Raw genomic sequence first — 18,235 nt, forward strand, 5'->3', positions numbered from 1 at the left:
AAAAATTAAAAACACAAACTGTGTATGTTCAATTAAAGCAATAAGGCAAACAAATGATTAATTAATATACAAATAATTTGAATTTTTACATGCTTTATTGCCTTTGAATAGATATATCCATTTACATCCAACGATTATTTAAAAGTAAACAACGCTTTTGCGTTAGTGCCATTTAGCCAAATTTAAGTCTCTTTTTTAAATTTTTAATAAAAAAGCGACTCAAAAGAGCCGCTTTTTTCTAACCGAAGTTAAACTCAAATTATTGAGCTTGACCAGGTTGAGCCACTACAGTACGGCTACCAGAAATCGTAGCGAATACGCGACGGTTCATAGCACGGCCTTCTTTAGTGTTGTTGTCAGCGATCGGTTGATCCCACGCGAAACCTTGAGTAGATAAACGAGCTGGGTCAACGTTGTATTCGTTAACAAGTGAAGATTTAACAGAGTTAGCACGAGCTAGTGATAAACGTTCGTTTAGAGCACGTGGACCAGTGTTATCTGTGTGACCTTCGATGTTAGCTGTAGCATTAGGGTATTCGCCTAATTTTTCAGCTACTTTAGCGATTTCAGGTTTGTATTGATCTTTGATGTTTGATTTGTTTGTATCAAAGAACACACGAAGTTCCATGTTAAGATCTTCAGTCAACTCTTGAGGAGCTGGAGCAACTGGAGCAACTGGAGTTACAGGAGCAACTTCAACTACAGGAGCAGCAGGTTTCAAGTGACCGCCAAGAACTACGTTAAGACCAGCTAAAGCTGTGTAGTTCCAGAAATCTTCATCGATGTTGTAAGTAGCACGAGCTTCAGTACGTAGAGATAAAGCATCGTTTAAGCGCCAGAAAGCACCTAGACCAGCATTACCCAAAGTACCTTCTTCAGTAGTACCACGGTCAGCACCTAAACCACGAGCAGCAGCTTCGTCAAATTTGTATTTGTAGTGACCAGCACCTAACAATACATATGGCTTAACTTTGCTGTCATAGTTTTTAGTGATCAAATCAGAAGTAGCATAGAAGTTACCGTTGATTTGAGTTTGTTTGTACTCACCCCAATCAGTATCCACATCGCCTTTAACTTGGTTGTATTCAGCTTCGAAACCTAACCATGGAGTTAATTCAACACCAAGTGCTGCACCAACAAACAAGTCGTCTTGTAGCTCTGGACCTTCAGTAAGGTTGCCACGGCTGTTGTTGTGTTCAGAATCTTGGAAAGTGTAACCAAGCATTAATGGAGTAACAGTTACGCCTGCGTTTGCAGCTGCTAAAGGAGCAGCTACGAGCATTGCTAATGCAATACGACTCATTTTCATGGATTTATCCTCCAGAGATAACAATTGTTGTTCAAGCTCAAGCCGAAAAATTGGCTATCCTGAGATAGGCTTTCTTATACCCCAGTTTTTTTTTTAAGCTATTCACGCTGAATCATACAAACACTTTATTCTTTTTCCAAGTGCTTGATTAATCTAATCAAGTAAATTATTGACAAAATTACTTACAATTTCCGTTGTAATTCGGTAAATTTTTACTCAATTTTGAGCAGTGAATCGCCTATTGTCACTTGCTATTTTCATTTTAACAGCTTTATCTAAAATTGAGTAATAAAATTCTATACTCAAAATTAATATCGCGATTAAAAACACATATAACACTAAATATATAAAAATAATATTAATTTTTGGATTAAATCAATGCCTTACAACAAAGAAACCGGCTTTACTTTATTTGAACTTTTAGTCTCAATTGCGATTATGGTCATTATCGTGACGATAGCTTTACCACATTTCAACAATTTAATGGCGCAGCGCGAAGCGAATAACGTCAAATTAACTATTCAGAATCACAATGCATTCGCACGGGCTCAGGCCACTATTTATCATTCCAATATTGTGATTTGTCCTAGTATTGACTTTAAACTTTGCCAACCTAACAACTGGAACAGTGGTCTGATTATATTTATTGACAGTAATAAAAACCGTCAAGTCGACGCAAATGAAAAAATATTACTACAAGACAAACTTAACTTAAAATATGGGGACCTCTCTTGGCGTGGGACTCTACACATTCCAAGTCTAACCTTTCAGGCCAGCTCAGGTTTACCCAATGGTTCAAATGGCAGTTTCTACTACTGTTCGAAATCAACGCTTCAACCGATCCGAGCAGTCTTAAGTCGAATGGGACATATCCGATTTGAAAACCCAGCCACTTGCTAATTTGAGAACCGGTGAGTCCAAAGCAGCCTTTTAAATTTGCTTTATTCCTGTTCAATTTTACTTATACTGCTGACGTATTCAAAAATTAATGTATAAGAAAATGGAGATATGTAATGACTGATATCGTCATCGTGAATGGTGCCCGTACAGCAATGGGTGGTTTTCAAGGAAGTTTAGCCGCTATCACTGCACCTGAATTAGGCGCAGTCACAATTAAAGCAGCCATCGAACGCGCGGGTTTACAACCGACAGATGTTGAAGAAGTCATTATGGGCTGTGTGCTCCCAGCTGGCCTGAAACAAGGTCCTGCCCGTCAAGCGATGCGTCAGGCTGGTCTTCCAGATTCAACTGGTGCCGTAACCATCAATAAGCTATGTGGTTCAGGGATGAAGGCCGTGATGCAAGCGGCAGATATGATTAAAGCAGGTTCGGCTCAAGTCGTGGTTGCAGGTGGTATGGAGTCTATGACCAATGCCCCTTATGTTTTGACCAGAGCACGAGCTGGCTACCGTATGGGCCACGGTGACGTTAAAGATCATATGTTCTTAGATGGCCTAGAAGATGCAGAAACGGGCCGACTCATGGGGTCTTTTGCGCAGGATATGGCAAATACCAAAGGCTATACACGTGAACAAATGGATGACTTCGCCATTCGCTCGCTTAAACGTGCACAAACTGCAATTACTGAGGGTTATTTTGCTGACGAAATCGTGCCTGTCACTGTTTCGAGTCGTAAAGGTGATGTGATTATCGATAAAGACGAACAGCCTTTTAACGCTAATATCGAAAAAATTCCAACACTGCGCCCTGCTTTTGCTAAAGATGGAACCATTACCGCTGCCAATGCCAGTTCTATTTCTGATGGTGCATCTGCTTTAGTTTTAACTTCAACTGAACAAGCTTCAGCAAAAGGTTTAAATCCGCTCGCGAAAATTGTGGCTTATGCATCAAATTCACAGCATCCTTCAGAATTTACCATTGCACCTGTGGGCGCAATTCAAAAAGTTCTAGATAAATCGGGTTGGAATGTTGCTGACGTAGATTTATGGGAAATCAATGAAGCCTTTGCTATGGTCACGATGTGCCCTATTGATGAATTTAAATTAGATGCTGAAAAAGTAAATATCAACGGTGGTGCTTGTGCGCTTGGACATCCAGTTGGTTCTACAGGTTCACGCATTATTTTAACGCTGATCCATGCATTAAAACGTACAGGTGGTAAGCGTGGTATTGCAGCGCTGTGTATTGGTGGTGGTGAAGCAACTGCTGTGGCGATTGAATTGCTTTAATGCTCTGTAGACTCCCTTCACAAAGGGCGATTTAGAGGGAATATTCTTTAACCCTCCCCTAATCCCTCCTTTAATAAAGGAGGGAGACTGAAAACCCCTCTGTAAGAGGGATTTTTTATGCTTACATTTTAGACATAAATTGTTCACATACAGCTCAGCAAAGGCTCTTAAAATAAATGTCAACATAATAAAAAATGGATGACCATTATGCAGCTCAATCACTACTTGAATTTTCAAGGCAATACCGAGGTAGCCTTTAATTTTTATCGTTCTGTATTTGGTGGAGAGTTCCTCAATGTGATGCGTTATGGTGATATGCCTGCTGAGGAAGGCATTTCACTGTCTGATGCAGAACAGCAAAAGATTATGCATATTTCCTTGCCAATCAATGAATTTACCGTGCTGATGGCCTCAGATGTCAACGAACAATTTTGTGCACAAACCAACCAACCTTTTACCGTAGGCAGCAATCACTATATTTCGATTAATTTAGACAGTAGTGAACAAGCTGAAGCCAAACGACTGTTTGATGCATTGTCCAAAGGCGGCTCTATAGAAATGCCTCTCGAAAAGACGTTCTGGGGCGCGTTGTATGGCGCATTTACCGATCAGTTCGGTATTAAATGGATGGTCAATTGCCAGCTTGAAAACGAATAATCACTCATTAAAAGTATTTCGATCAATAAAAAAGCCTCCGAATGGAGGCTTTTTTAATCCATCAAGGTACTTAAGCACCTGTTTGATAATGTGCTTGCGGCACAGCAGTTGAAGCTTGGTATGGATTGGTAAAATCACCTAAGCCAGCAGCAGCTTCAGCAATATCTTTACCTTCTTTCACCACAAATGTATCAAAACCTGAACGCTTCATGTAGTTCAACACGTCTTTGAATACATCACCTGTCGCACGTAGTTCGCCTTGGAAACCTTGGCGACGTAACAATGCAGCAAATGAATAGCCACGACCATCATTAAAACCGGCAAATTCGATGAAAATGGCATCTAACTGGTCAAGCGGGAATTCATTGGTTTCAGGTGAAGCCTCCACCGTTACGAAAAGTGCTTTTTTACCAGACACATTCGCAAGTTGATCTAACTGTTCAACCGTTAGAACCACGTCACCTTGTGGCAACACTCCATCTTCACCAATGACTTGGTAAGTATTGTCTGCAATCGAGCCATCTTTAGAGAGGACTTGTAGTGCTGTATTAAGCATATGCACGCTCCTTAAATGGTTGGATGCCAACACGGCGGTAAGTATCAATAAACTCTTCGCCTTCTGCACGAAGGTCTAGATAAGTATTTAAGATTTCTTCGATGATGTCTGGTACAACTTCGGCTGCAAATGATGGGCCTAAGATGTCACCAATTGATGCATCATGGTCGGCATTACCACCCAAAGTGATTTGATAGAACTCAGCACCCTTTTTGTCTACACCTAAAATACCGATGTTACCCACATGGTGGTGACCACACGCATTCATACAGCCAGAGATGTTCAGATCCAATTTACCCAAATTGTAAATGGTGTCTAAATCATCAAAACGACGAGAGATCGCTTCAGAAATTGGAATCGATTTCGCGTTCGCTAATGAACAGAAATCACCGCCTGGGCAGCAAATGATGTCGGTTAAGAACCCAATATGCGCACGTGCAAGATTGTGTTGATCAAGGATCTTCCATAGATCAAACAAATCTTTTTGCGGTACATCCACAAGCGCAATATTTTGCTCATGTGTGGTACGGAACTCACCAAAGGTATATTTATCAGCCAAGTCAGCAATCAGGTTCATTTCTTCAACCGTCATATCGCCCGGTGCAATACCCGCACGTTTCAGAGAAATCGTAACGATGCGGTAACCTTTGACTTTATGTGCATTGGTGTTGATGTTGAACCATTGTTTAAATTTCGGCTCTGCGGCAAATTGCTCTGCAAAATCTTCATCCGCATAATCTTGGTAATCAAATGGTGTGAAGTTCTCATCCATTTTCGCCAAGGTATCAGCATCAATTTTTAAAGTTTTGATGGTATGTGCAAATTCAGCTTCCACTTTCTCTGCAAATACTTCTGGTGTTAATGCTTTCACCAAAATTTTGATACGCGCTTTATATTTGTTATCACGACGACCGTGTAAGTTGTATACACGAAGTACCGCTTCTAAATAAGCAATCAAATCTTCACGTGGCAAGAAGTCACGAATAAAGCTACCAATCACTGGGGTACGGCCTAAGCCACCACCAACTTTGATTTTATAGCCAATCTCGCCTGCTTCATTTTTCACGATATACACACCGATATCATGGAAAGACGTTGCCGCACGATCAGTTTCTTCCAGTGCTGAAACTGCAATTTTGAACTTACGTGGCAAGAAAGCGAATTCTGGGTGGAAAGTTGACCATTGACGAATCAATTCACACGTTGGGCGTGGGTCAGCAATTTCACCTGCAACCACACCTGCATATTGGTCAGTGGTGGTGTTACGAATACAGTTACCCGAAGTTTGAATCGCATGCATTTGAACAGATGCAAGCTCTTGTAACATGTCAGGCACATTTTCTAGTGCAGGCCAGTTAAACTGAATGTTTTGACGAGTAGATACGTGCGCATAACCACGGTCATAGTCTTGAGCCAATGACGCAATTTTACGTAATTGTTTAGAATTCATCAGGCCATAAGGTACTGCAATACGTAGCATCGGTGCATAACGTTGTACATAAAGGCCGTTTTGAAGACGCAGTGGACGGTATTCATCTTCCGTCAATTTACCTGCTAAATAACGTTCCGTTTGATCACGGAACTGTGCAACACGTTCATTAACCAGTTGCTGGTCAAAATCAGTATATAAATACATGGCGTACAGCTAGTAATTTCTATTATAACAATGCACAGCATAACGAGATTTCATCTATCAAGAAAATGCGTTTTTTACATATTTAATAGCGATTTTATTGATAAGACTGTCGTAATTTCACTGATATAGCGGATTTCGGTGATTTACCTTTTATTTATTAATATATTGAATTATTTTTCCATTACTTAGCATAAATTTACATTAAGAATTTCAGCCAATAAAAAGCCCGATAAATCGGGCTTTTTATTTAGCGATGTAAAATCACTTATTTTTTATCTGGTAAAGCATACGCAACAAGGTAATCACCAAGTTTTGTACCAAATGAACCATGACCACCAGCCATGATCACAACATATTGTTTACCATTTGCTTCATAAGTCATTGGAGTCGCTTGACCACCTGCTGGTAGACGACCTTCCCACAAAGTATCACCATTCGTTACATTGATTGCACGGATATAGTTATCTTGTGTTGCGCCTACAAACATGACATTACCAGCAGTCGAGATTGATCCACCAAGACCCGGTACACCAATTTTCACAGCAGGTAATTGGAACAATTTCGGTAAACTATCACGAATTGTACCAATACGTTTTTTCCAGACCACTTCATGTGTATTTAAATCTACACCTGCAGTAAAGCCCCATGAAGGTTGTTTACAAGGTAAGCCAAGTGGTGACAAGAATGCTTTGATTTCCACACCATAAGGTACGCCATACATCGGTTGCACGCCTTGTTCAGTACCCGCACCTTTCGCAGTTTGCTCACGGTTTGGATCTGTAGGAATCAACTTAGTGACAAATGGCAAGCCAATTGGGTTCATCACAGCAACTTGACGGTCTTGGTTCACCGACATACCACCCCATTCAAATACCCCTAGGTTACCTGGGAATACCAATGTGCCATTTTCAGAAGGTGGTGTATAAATACCGTCGTAGTTTAATGATTTGAAATACACACGACACATCAACTGGTCAAACATAGTGGCACCCCACATTTGTTTATCAGTCAATTTATCTTTTGGTGCTAAATCAAAATCAGAGAACGGTTGAGTTGCAGAATAATGCTCACCTTTAGTTTGTGGACCACGTTTTACAGTTTGTGGAACCGCTTTTTCAGTGATTGGTACAATCGCTTTACCTGTACGACGGTCAAGGACGAATGCATTACCTGTTTTGGTTAAGACATAGATCGCAGGAACAGTATTACCTGATTTATCTTTGATATCTGCCAATGAAGGTTGTGATGGTACATCCATATCCCACAAATCATGATGTGTGGTTTGGAAGTTCCAGATCAATTTACCAGTCGATGCATTGATCGCAAGCATTGAGTTTGCATAGCGTTCATCTAAAGGCGTACGGTGACCACCGAAGATATCCGGAGTACCCACACCTGTTGGAACATAGACGATATCTAATTTTTCATCATATGCTAAAGGTGCCCATGCGTTTGGAGACGCAACAGAGAAGGTTTTTCCTTCGCCAGGCATAGCATTCGGGTCTTGCGCACCCGTATCAAAGATCCACAATAATTCACCAGTATTGACATCATAACCACGGATGACACCAGATGGCTCTTTAGTCGAGAAGTTATCGGTAGTTGAACCACCAATCACAATGGTTGTACCAGTAATCACTGGAGGTGAAGTTGGGATATAACCGCCCGGATACGGATAAGGCATATCTTTTTGTAGATCGACTTCGCCGTTATGACCAAAGTCGCTACATGCTTTACCTGTGTCAACATTGACTGCAACCAAACGACCATCATTTACAGGCAAGATCACTTTGCGCGGACATTCAGTTGAAGTCGAGCGTTTGTTCTCTAAGCTTTTTGCAAACTGAGTGGTATTTGCTGCGTCAAAATAAGACACACCACGACATGTTAAATGTTGATAGGTATTGTCCGCTTTAAGTTTCGGATCGAATGCCCATTTTTGTTTACCTGTCGCAGGATCAAGTGCAATTAAACGTTGGTGAGTTGTACACATAAACATGTCATTGCCGACTTTAATCGGAGTGACTTGGTTTGTGGTTTCACCTGAGTCATTTTCTGTTGGTAATTCACCTGTACGGAAAGTCCACGCCACTTCTAAATCTTTAACGTTGTCGCTATTGATTTGAGCCAGTGGAGAATAACGTACACCACCTTGTGTACGACCATAGGCAGGCCAATCTTCAGGAGCAATGCCCTCAATCGCTTTGGCTGCTTGAGGTTGTGCATTTTTAATTTCACCGTTAATTTCTTGCGGATCATTAAAAATTGAATAGATCATGACGATAATCGCAATCACCAGTGTGCCTGATAATGCAATTTTCGCAGTTTTGCCATTTTCCATACCGCGTGTCACGGCAGGAATCAGTAACCAAAGGCCCAATAAGCCTAAAATATCAAAACGCGGTGCAAGTGCCCAAAAGTCAGAACCTGCTTCCCAAAGTCCCCAAATCACTGTACCCAGCATCAACGCTGCATAAATGTATAAAGAACTGTTTTGAGTTTTTCTTAAGTATATTGCTGAAGCCAGCATTAACAGGCCGGCGATTATGTAGTACCAAGAACCGCCAAGGACTGCCAGCCAGATACCACCAATCAATAGAACTAAAGCGAAAATTGCCATCACAACGACGGTAAATGTTCGCATCCCAGTTCCAGTAGATGGGTTGCTCATGTTGACCACCTCTATTGTCGAATGTTGTATTTGGTGCGTGAAACACGTTCAACGCACCACCGTTTTTATGTCGCAAAGAGAAGTTGTTACAAAAACAATTCAAGGGGGAAATGTCGTAATTCTTCTCAGAATTACCGAATTGCTTTTATAAGAACTCTAATTGGACATCAATTAAAATGCTGTTTGAAATTTGATACCGCCAACCCACGCATTCTCACCATTTTTGTAAGCACCGACGTGACGGATATATTGAATATTAGGACGAATAGTCAGCCAGTTTGCCGCATGAATACCGTAGTAAATCTCTGCGTCATACTCTTCACTTTGTAGACCGCGTGCATCAACGCTGTTATTGGCAATATTGGCGTCATTCACATCATCATTAATGCTGATACGACCTAAGCCAATCGCGATTTCATCCTGAGGACGTGCATCGAATGCGCCTTTGTATACCAAGCCAATGTTTTGCATATCACTCACATTGTTGGTGTCTGAGTCATGCACAGTAACATTCACAAAACCGCTTAAACCACGTGAGGCATCGTCTTTGTGTGCTGTCAGTTGTTGTTTCGCCACAATCCAACCACCTTGATGGTGATCTTTTTCATTTACGGGGCTATCAATGACATCGGCATCAGCGGTACTGTAGTAGTAACCTGCACGGTATTCACCCGGAAGCTTTTGTGTCCCTACTTTTGGCGTCCACACTACTTCAGCAGGAATAATCGCACCTTTAGAACCATCGGTACTCAAGTTCCAACCTTTACCACGTTTTAGATTTTCAGGGTTGTATTCATAAACCCCGACTTGTGCATAGAGTTCAGGCTGTATGTTATATTTCACGCGAGCAGCCCATTGGCTGACTGGCCAGTTGTACCATTGGTCACCGACCCAGTTACCCACTTGTGAACCACAAAGTGCTAAGTTTTGAAAGTCACAGTCAAAGCTGTTGAAATCTTCACCTTCACCAAAACGACCGACTTTAATATCTAATTTTTGGTCTAAGAATTTTTTCTTGATCCAAAAATCAGTCAAACGCCAAGTTTGACCACGACCCCACACTTCTTGTGTTGCACTTAAATGACCATTTAATGCATCTGAAGTTTGAGACAATGAACGACCATTACGTTCAGTGATATTGATTTGTGCTTCGGTATCTTTCCAACCCGCAATTTTTTCTAAATCGAGATGTGCCCCGATCGCGAATTGGTCCGCATATTCAGTGCCATGACCAGAAGCATGCTTTGCATCTAACAAAGTGGCTAATTCGCCACCATAACTAAAACTAAAATCGTAACCTTTCTGTTGGAGAGCTGTTCGTTGCCCGTTCCAATCACCGAACATCCATGGGCTTTCAGAACTGAAAGCTTCTGCAGCAGTTGCCGCTTGGGTTGCTGAACCCGCAAGCATTATTCCGAGGCTAAGATATAAAGATCCAAGTTTACTCACAGCTATTTTCATTTGGAGACCTATATACCAATTGTGTTAATAGTTCATATAATACTCTCACATTTGTATAATTTATTTATTTTTTTGTTAACAACACTCAATATTTACATAGATATTTATCTAATTAAGAGATTTTAAAGGTTTTATTGTTTAACTTATAACCTTTTTTCATACCATTCATAACCAATTATCCGCACCTAAAGTTTTACCCACATGGGTATAAATCAATGCTGATCTAGAAAATTTAATCGGGCATGCCAGTTGAGTTTGTGTCATTGTGTCGCCTTCTTGTAGCGGAACTTCAACACACCAATCCCGTTCTTGAGCCAATTGTGAATTTAGGGCTTCATCCAAACTTAAAACTGGTTCCACACACACATCTTGAGAGGCAAAGATCATTTTCCACTCTGCCCATGTTTTGGTCAGTATCTTGCTGGCAATAGCATGCTTAATTTCAGTCTGATCTTGCGGTTCAAATGACATGCCTTGAGTCGCTAAAGCGGGTAAATCTAGAATTTGCGCCAATCCATGTAAAAACTGCGGCTCTAGACCACCTATAGACAGATAACGACCATCTTGCGTTCGATAATAGTCATAGAAACTGCCGCCATTCAGATGTGCCGTCTCTGCCGCAGTTACCGCATTGGCAGCCAATACGCCAGCTGCTGCCATATTGTTCAATGCGACAGCACAATCGGTCATGGAAATATCAATATATTGTCCTAAACCGCTACGGTAACGCTCAATCACCGCAGCTAAGATGCCTGTAATTGCATGCATTGATCCGCCTGCCACATCGGCGATTTGAATCCCCATCGGTGGCGGGCCACTATCTTGGCGTCCGCTATGACCTGAAATGCCCGATAAAGCCAAGTAATTGATGTCATGCCCTGCGCGGTCTTTGTAATGTCCGGTTTGGCCATAACCCGTAATCGAGCAATAAATCAGTCGCGGATTAATTTCGGCCAAGTCTGCATAATCCAAACCCAAGCGTTGCATGACACCTGGACGAAATTGTTCTACCACAATATCAAAGTCTGAAATTTTGGCTTTGATCAGTTCAATGCTTTTCGGGTCTTTTAAATCCAATGCGATGGATTGTTTATTGCGATTTAAATAACTATGCGCTGTGGCTTGCCCATTGGCATAAGGTGGCATCAAACGAACCAGATCGGGACGCGTCGGTGACTCAATATGCACAACTTCCGCACCCATGTCAGCCAAATACAAGGTCGCAAATGGCCCTGGGAGTAATGTCGAAAAGTCGAGTACTTTCAATCCTTTTAAAGCTGCTTCCATGGATATTTTTCTCTAATTGTGTAGATTTTTTATCCATGGTAGAAATATAAAATGATTAAAACAATGTCATGTTCAGCCATTTACCTTGATAGTTTCGGCAATTTACCATGTAAAAATGGCAAAACCGCTGTTGTAAATTGCCATGATTTCTTTTTTTAGCGTCATTTAGGTCAAACATTTGTGAACATTAAAGAGACTGAAGGATTAAACATGAGTCGTGATACGATCAGTATCCATTTCGTCAACGCAGCCTTAACTGGTGTGAAACGTCTCGGCATGGATGTCGAAACTTTATTGTCTCATGTTGGCATTGAGGCTGAACTTCTACGCCAACCCAAAGCCCGTATTTCACCTGAACAATACACACGTTTTATTAAAATGTTGTGGATGGTGACCCAAGACGAACATGTCGGTTTTGATATTCAACCGCGCCGCTTGGGTACTTTTGCCATTATGTGCCAATTGATTATTCATGCAAAAACCCTCGGTGATGCACTTGAATTGTCTTCGCAGTTCTACAAACTGTTTGGTGATGAATGGTCGGTGACACTAGAACGTGATAAACATGAAGCACGTTTAGTTCCTCAAATTCCAAAATCTATGGACCCAGACCATTTCATTACAGAAAGTATGCTGATGATTTGGCATGGTCTCGCTTCTTGGTTGATTGAACGTCGTCTGCCTTTAGAACGCGTACACTTCGGTTATGAACGTCCTGAACATGCTGACGAATATGATGCCTTGTTTTTTGCACCTGTAATGCAGTTTGATACACCACGAACTGAAATTACATTTGCAGCGGATTATTTAGATTTACCCATTCGTCAAAACGAAGAAACGCTTGAAGAATTCTTAAAAGCAGCTCCTGCACAGTTATTGGTTAAATTTAAAAATACCAATTCATTAACATCTCGTATCCGTGATGTGCTGAAGAGTCAAATTGGTGAAGAAATGCCAACCTTGAACGATGTTGCCTCAATGCTGTATCTATCGCCGCAAACACTTCGTCGTCGTTTAGCTGCTGAAGGTAAGAGCTACCAAGGTGTGAAAGATGCCTTACGTCGTGATGCTGCAATTCACTTATTGCTTAATCCAGACTTAACGCTTGAAGATGTTGCACAGCAAGTTGGCTTCAGTGAAACCAGTACGTTCCACCGTGCATTTAAAAAGTGGACCGGTGTAACACCAGGCCTATACCGCCAATTACATGGTTATCACTAAGCATCATTCAAAACTAGCATTCTCTAAAACCTGATCTCGATCAGGTTTTTTTATTTCGGAAAATCTGCGCGTTGTTTTTGACAAAGCAATGGATCGACAGGCGTGATCACTCGTTTGCCATCCCGTATCCGATACATTTCTGCCTTGGTCACATGATCATTTCGATCATACTCACAAGCTAAACCGCCAGTCCCTTCATCTGAAGGATGAATGCCATAGATCATGTAAATATAAAAACCGATCATACATACAAAACCTAAGCAGCCTGCAAAAACAAGCCAAGCCAGACCTTTCAACACTCGCTTCACATTTTTATGCATAAGCAGATCTTCAATTTGTACTGAATCGATAGCAACTGATCTTAGCCGATCCTCGCTTTCAATATGCAGGTTGATTTTTATCTTATTCAGCAGCAAGCGTTGACCAAAAATATCAAACGACTCGCCCGTTCTCATCATTGCACTGGATTGATTAATCCGTACACTCAAAAAACCAATAAAAAATTTATACATCATAGATAGGGACAGGATTATGAGCGAGGCTTACATCATTGATGCCATCCGCACACCGCGCGGAAAAGGGAAAAAAGACGGTTCACTGCACCAAGTCAAACCGATCAGCCTGCTGACCGGTTTATTGAACGAATTGCAAAACCGCCATCAGTTTGACACCGCTGCAGTCGATGACATTGTACTGGGCTGTGTAACCCCCATTGGTGACCAAGGCGCGGACATTGCCAAAACCGCAGCCATTGCAGCAGGTTGGGACAATGATGTAGCAGGCGTCCAGATCAACCGTTTTTGTGCATCAGGTTTAGAAGCCGTGAATATGGCAGCGCAAAAGGTCCGCTCTGGCTGGGAAGACCTTGTGGTGGCTGGCGGTGTAGAGTCGATGTCTCGTGTGCCAATGGGCTCAGATGGCGGCCCTTGGGCGCTCGACCCTGAAACCAATATGGCCTGTGATTTTATACCACAAGGCATTGGGGCAGATTTAATTGCCACCATTGACGGTTATAGCCGAGCAGATGTGGATGCCTTTGCAGCCAACTCTCAGCAAAAAGCAGCCGCAGCGCAAGCCAATGGTTATTTTGACCAATCTGTCGTTCCAGTTAAAGACAAAGCTGGCGTCACTGTTTTAGCCAAAGATGAATTTATTAAACCAACGACCACAGCAGAAGGCTTAGGCAAGCTCAACCCAAGTTTTGCCATGATGGGGCAAATGGGCTTTGACGCCATCGCCTTACAAAAATATCCTGAAGTGGGTGCAGTCAACCATGTACACCATGCAGGTAACTCATCGGGCATCGTCGATGGTGCTGCCGTAGTATTACTTGCCTCGGAAAAAGCAGTCAAAGAACAAGGCCTAAAACCGCGTGCCAAAGTGCTCGCAACTGCATTAGTGGGCGCAGACCCGACCATTATGCTGACTGGCCCTGCACCTGCTGCACGTAAAGCCTTAGCCAAAGCTGGCTTAAGCATTGATGATATTGATCTGTTTGAAGTGAATGAAGCCTTTGCAGCTGTGGTGATGCGTTTTATTACCGAACTCAAGGTCGACCCTGCCAAAGTCAATGTGAATGGCGGAGCAATTGCATTAGGACATCCGCTGGGTGCAACAGGCGCCATGATTTTAGGCACCCTGATGGATGAATTGGAACGCCAAGGTAAAAAGCGCGGTTTAGCGACTTTGTGCGTAGGCGGCGGTATGGGCATCGCAACGATTATTGAGTTGGTTTAATTAACCTAACCGTACACCACATCTGATACTTGGTATGTGTCATCCACAACCTGAGCAAAACTTGAAAACAATGTTTCTGCGATTTTTTAGAAAAAAGACATTATTTGACAGGTTTTGTGGATGACAAATGGTTTTCTTGCGGAGCATCGCTCCTCATTTTGCCAAAACAAAAGTAGGTCGAACCTGAATGAAGCTAAAGCACTGCTTTAGCTGAAATGAAATAACCGTAAAAAATAAATTTGGAAAGACTCCGTAGTGACTATGAATAATTTAAATCTCAAAAGTCACTAACAACGTCATAAAAAATATTTGGATAAAATTTATGAGCGCAATTCAATTTGAAAAAAATGCCGACAATATCGTCATTTTAACTTTAGATTCTCCAAACCAATCTGCCAACACCATGAATGCAGATTTCCGTGCTGCACTGGCTGAAACAGTAGACAAACTGCAAGCTGACGGAAACATCGCAGGGATTATTTTCCGTTCGAACAAAAAAACTTTCTTTGCCGGCGGTGACTTAGACGAACTGATTCAAGCGACACCTGAACATGCGACTGAATTCTTCAATATGATTGAAGAGATGAAAGCCAAACTGCGTTATATCGAAACCCGCGGCATTCCAGTTGTGGCTGCTTTAAATGGCACAGCGCTTGGCGGCGGCTGGGAGTTAGCTCTTGGCTGTCATTATCGAATCGCACTTAATAATGCTAAGGCGAAGTTTGGCTTACCTGAAGTGACCTTAGGCTTACTGCCGGGCGGTGGCGGTATTGTCCGTATGGTACGTTTATTGGGTCTGCAAAATGCATTTCCACTCTTAATGGAAGGCAAACAAATTGGTGTCGAAAAAGCCAAATCATTGGGGCTGATTCAAGACACTGCAGATAGCCTTGAAGAATTGATGGACAAAGCCATTGCGTGGGTCAAAGCCAATCCAAAATCACAGCAGCCCTATGATGTAAAAGGCTATAAAATTCCGGGCGGCACACCATCGACTCCAACTGTGGCGCAAATGCTCGCCATTGCCCCTGCTATGCTGCGTGACAAAACCAAGGGCTGTTACCCTGCACCCGAAGCCATTATGTCGGCTGCGGTTGAAGGTGCTCAAGTCGATGTTGATACGGCGCTCACCATTGAATCACGTTACTTTACTTACCTTGCAACCGGTCAAATTTCTAAAAATATGATCGGCACCTTCTGGCATGGTCTCAACGCTATTAAATCTGGTGCAAGCCGTCCAAAAGACGTCGCGAAATGGCAAGCCACCAAAGTTGGTATTTTGGGTGCAGGTATGATGGGCGCAGGCATTGCTTATGCCACAGCATCAAAAGGCATTGCAGTTGTACTCAAAGATGTTTCTGTAGAAGCTGCTGAAAAAGGCAAAGCCTATAGCCAAAAACTGCTGGATAAAAAAGTAGCTCAAGGCCGTTTAAGTGCAGAAAAACGTGATCAAGTTTTAGGACTGATTCATGCCACTGCAGATGCTGCCGATCTACAAGGCTGTGACTTGATCATTGAAGCGGTGTTTGAAAATGTCGAACTCAAAGCCAAAGTGACGCGAGAAGCAGAAGCCTATCTGGCAGAGAGTGGTATTTTTGCATCCAATACCTCAACCTTGCCGATTTCAGGCTTGGCGAATGCATCTCAAGATCAAGCAAAATTTATCGGGCTGCATTTCTTTAGCCCTGTCGACAAAATGCAATTGGTCGAAATTATTAAAGGTAAAAACACGTCGGCTGAAACTTTGGCTAAAGCCTTTGACTTTGTGCAGCAAATTGGCAAAACGCCAATTGTGGTGAATGACAGCCGAGGTTTCTTTACCAGCCGTGTCTTTGGCACCTTTGTACAAGAAGGTTTGCGTCTGCTGTCTGAAGGCGTACACCCTGCGCGTATTGAAATGGCAGCGCTGAAAGCCGGCATGCCTGTAGGCCCATTGGCGATTCAAGATGAAGTGTCTTTAATACTCTCTGAGCATGTTGCAACTGAGACCCGTAAAGCACTACAAGCTGAAGGCAAAGACTTACCTCGCTCAGGTGCGGATGACGTTATTCAAACGATGATTCATGAGTTCGGACGTAAAGGTAAAGCTGCCGGCGCAGGTTTTTATGAATACCCTGAAGGCGGTAAAAAGCATCTCTGGGATGGCTTGAGCAAATGGCAGAAAGATAATGCTATTTCTGAACAGGAAATGATTGACCGCTTCCTGTTTGTACAGTCACTCGATACCTTACGCTGCCTAGAAGAAGGTGTTTTGGAATCGACTGTCGATGGCAATGTCGGTTCAATCTTCGGGATTGGTTTTGCCCCTTGGACAGGTGGTGCACTTCAATTTTTAAATCAATATGGTTTGGAAAAAGCGCTATTGCGTGCCAATACACTAGAAGCAAAATATGGCGAACGCTTCAAAGCACCGCAATTGCTGAAAGACAAAGTGGCGAAAGCTGAGAAGATTTAATTATTCATTTTGAGCATGCAAATTTTGCTGTTCAATCACATCAAAAGGAGCTTCGGCTCCTTTTAATTTTCCTTCGCATTCGCGTGTTTGCAAACAAGTCTAGATTTTACGCGAACTCTCATCTATTTTATGTTATAAAGTAACAAGTTTTTTGATTTCTTTTTATCCGATTGAGTAGCTTGTTATGACTGATCATACTTCTCCTGAAAAATCACCATGGGGCTGGAAAGCACTGATTATCTTCTGTATTTTAGGTGCGCTATTCATGGGTATTTTCTGGCTTGCTGTGACCAATGAACCAGACTATATGCCGAGCCAACAGAAAAAAGACAATACTCAACAGCATGCATTTAAAAATGCCCCTGTGATGTCAGAAGAAGCTTTGAAAAAGGCGCAAGCTGATCAAGCAGCTCGTGAAGCTTCTGCGCCGACTGCAGCAGATATGCATATGACTGAAGAACAACATGCACATATGGATGACATGAGCCCTGAACCTACTGCATCGAATGATCATGGCCACTAAGCTTTGACCCAATCTATGCAATAAAAAAAACGCTTAAAATATTAAGCGTTTTTTTATTTATAAACTTCGAATTTTAAGTATTTAAGCCAAAGCCATATACATATCTTGATGCGGAATACCACAATCTAAATATTCATCACCTTCAACAACAAAACCCAACGCTGCATAAAAAGGGATAGCATGCATTTGTGAAGATAGTTTTAAATATTCACGTTGTTCTAATTTCGCTTGTTCGATAATGGCTTGCATCAAGATTTTACCAATCCCCTGACCGCGATAGGCCTTTAAAACAGCAACACGACCTATACTGTTATTTTTCAACAAACGAGCAGTTGCAACGGCTTTCATCCCATCATGAACAATAAAATGCAGTGAATTCTCATCTTCTGCATCCCATTCATCTTCGGGGGATATCTGCTGTTCTAAAATAAAGACCTGTTCACGTATCGGTCGAGCTGCAGATGCCAGTTGCTCCCACGGACCAAATTGAATATTTAACTGCTGCATCCCTTCATCCTTTAGCATTTAGCATT

General features: G+C 42.1%; 15 protein-coding genes. 7 read left to right on the plus strand and 8 right to left on the minus strand.

The window, feature by feature from the left end:
- Positions 1 to 259 precede the first annotated feature (259 nt).
- Entirely contained in the window at positions 260 to 1,309 is a 1,050-nt protein-coding gene (gene omp38, locus B1202_RS08285; protein ID WP_078190085.1) for an outer membrane protein Omp38, read from the minus strand.
- Positions 1,310 to 1,687: 378 nt separating this feature from the next.
- Here omp38 and B1202_RS08290 point away from each other — a divergent pair, with 378 nt between their 5' ends.
- The 3 genes from B1202_RS08290 (at position 1,688) to B1202_RS08300 (ending at position 4,155) form a co-directional block, all read left to right on the plus strand.
- Positions 1,688 to 2,209 carry a GspH/FimT family pseudopilin gene (locus B1202_RS08290; RefSeq protein ID WP_078190086.1) on the plus strand — a complete coding sequence of 174 codons (522 nt, stop codon included), beginning with the start codon at positions 1,688 to 1,690 and terminating at the stop codon, positions 2,207 to 2,209.
- Positions 2,210 to 2,322: 113 nt separating this feature from the next.
- Entirely contained in the window at positions 2,323 to 3,498 is a 1,176-nt protein-coding gene (locus tag B1202_RS08295) for a thiolase family protein (RefSeq protein ID WP_078190087.1), read from the plus strand.
- A 207-nt stretch (positions 3,499 to 3,705) separates the two neighbouring features.
- Positions 3,706 to 4,155, plus strand: a complete 450-nt coding sequence (locus B1202_RS08300) for a VOC family protein (RefSeq protein WP_078190088.1) — start codon at positions 3,706 to 3,708, stop codon at positions 4,153 to 4,155.
- Between the two features lie 70 nt (positions 4,156 to 4,225).
- On the opposite strand, the gene B1202_RS08305 is transcribed toward B1202_RS08300, so the two are convergent.
- The 5 genes from B1202_RS08305 to B1202_RS08325 all read right to left on the minus strand — a co-directional run bounded on the left by B1202_RS08305 (position 4,226) and on the right by B1202_RS08325 (position 11,766).
- Positions 4,226 to 4,711 carry a DUF934 domain-containing protein gene (locus B1202_RS08305; protein WP_078190089.1) on the minus strand — a complete coding sequence of 162 codons (486 nt, stop codon included), beginning with the start codon at positions 4,709 to 4,711 and terminating at the stop codon, positions 4,226 to 4,228.
- Entirely contained in the window at positions 4,704 to 6,347 is a 1,644-nt protein-coding gene (locus B1202_RS08310; RefSeq protein WP_078190090.1) for a nitrite/sulfite reductase, read from the minus strand. Before B1202_RS08310 ends, B1202_RS08305 begins: the two co-directional genes overlap by 8 nt.
- A gap of 265 nt (positions 6,348 to 6,612) precedes the next feature.
- Positions 6,613 to 9,018, minus strand: coding sequence for a glucose/quinate/shikimate family membrane-bound PQQ-dependent dehydrogenase (locus B1202_RS08315; protein WP_078190091.1), 2,406 nt, complete (start codon positions 9,016 to 9,018; stop codon positions 6,613 to 6,615).
- Positions 9,019 to 9,189: 171 nt separating this feature from the next.
- Entirely contained in the window at positions 9,190 to 10,479 is a 1,290-nt protein-coding gene (locus tag B1202_RS08320; protein WP_078190092.1) for a carbohydrate porin, read from the minus strand.
- Between the two features lie 165 nt (positions 10,480 to 10,644).
- Entirely contained in the window at positions 10,645 to 11,766 is a 1,122-nt protein-coding gene (locus B1202_RS08325) for a CaiB/BaiF CoA transferase family protein (protein ID WP_078190093.1), read from the minus strand.
- A 210-nt stretch (positions 11,767 to 11,976) separates the two neighbouring features.
- On the opposite strand from B1202_RS08325, the gene B1202_RS08330 reads away from it, so the two are divergent.
- On the plus strand, positions 11,977 to 12,987 hold the full coding sequence (locus B1202_RS08330) for an AraC family transcriptional regulator (protein WP_078190094.1): 1,011 nt from the start codon (positions 11,977 to 11,979) through the stop codon (positions 12,985 to 12,987).
- A 50-nt stretch (positions 12,988 to 13,037) separates the two neighbouring features.
- Here B1202_RS08330 and B1202_RS16595 read toward each other — a convergent pair whose 3' ends face one another.
- Entirely contained in the window at positions 13,038 to 13,502 is a 465-nt protein-coding gene (locus B1202_RS16595) for a hypothetical protein (RefSeq protein ID WP_228145142.1), read from the minus strand.
- Positions 13,503 to 13,518: 16 nt separating this feature from the next.
- Between B1202_RS16595 and B1202_RS08340 the strand changes: the two genes are divergently transcribed.
- The 3 genes from B1202_RS08340 to B1202_RS08350 all read left to right on the plus strand — a co-directional run bounded on the left by B1202_RS08340 (position 13,519) and on the right by B1202_RS08350 (position 17,702).
- Complete coding sequence (locus B1202_RS08340; protein ID WP_078190095.1) at positions 13,519 to 14,724, plus strand: acetyl-CoA C-acetyltransferase; 1,206 nt, start codon at positions 13,519 to 13,521, stop codon at positions 14,722 to 14,724.
- A gap of 322 nt (positions 14,725 to 15,046) precedes the next feature.
- Positions 15,047 to 17,179, plus strand: a complete 2,133-nt coding sequence (locus B1202_RS08345; protein WP_078190096.1) for a 3-hydroxyacyl-CoA dehydrogenase NAD-binding domain-containing protein — start codon at positions 15,047 to 15,049, stop codon at positions 17,177 to 17,179.
- Positions 17,180 to 17,363: 184 nt separating this feature from the next.
- On the plus strand, positions 17,364 to 17,702 hold the full coding sequence (locus tag B1202_RS08350) for a hypothetical protein (protein ID WP_078190097.1): 339 nt from the start codon (positions 17,364 to 17,366) through the stop codon (positions 17,700 to 17,702).
- Positions 17,703 to 17,783: 81 nt separating this feature from the next.
- Here the strand turns inward: B1202_RS08350 and B1202_RS08355 are convergent, their stop codons facing one another.
- Positions 17,784 to 18,209 carry a GNAT family N-acetyltransferase gene (locus tag B1202_RS08355; RefSeq protein ID WP_228145143.1) on the minus strand — a complete coding sequence of 142 codons (426 nt, stop codon included), beginning with the start codon at positions 18,207 to 18,209 and terminating at the stop codon, positions 17,784 to 17,786.
- Positions 18,210 to 18,235 lie beyond the last annotated feature (26 nt).

Origin of the sequence: Acinetobacter amyesii, from assembly GCF_002018365.1 — a bacterium.
Lineage (GTDB): Bacteria > Pseudomonadota > Gammaproteobacteria > Pseudomonadales > Moraxellaceae > Acinetobacter > Acinetobacter amyesii.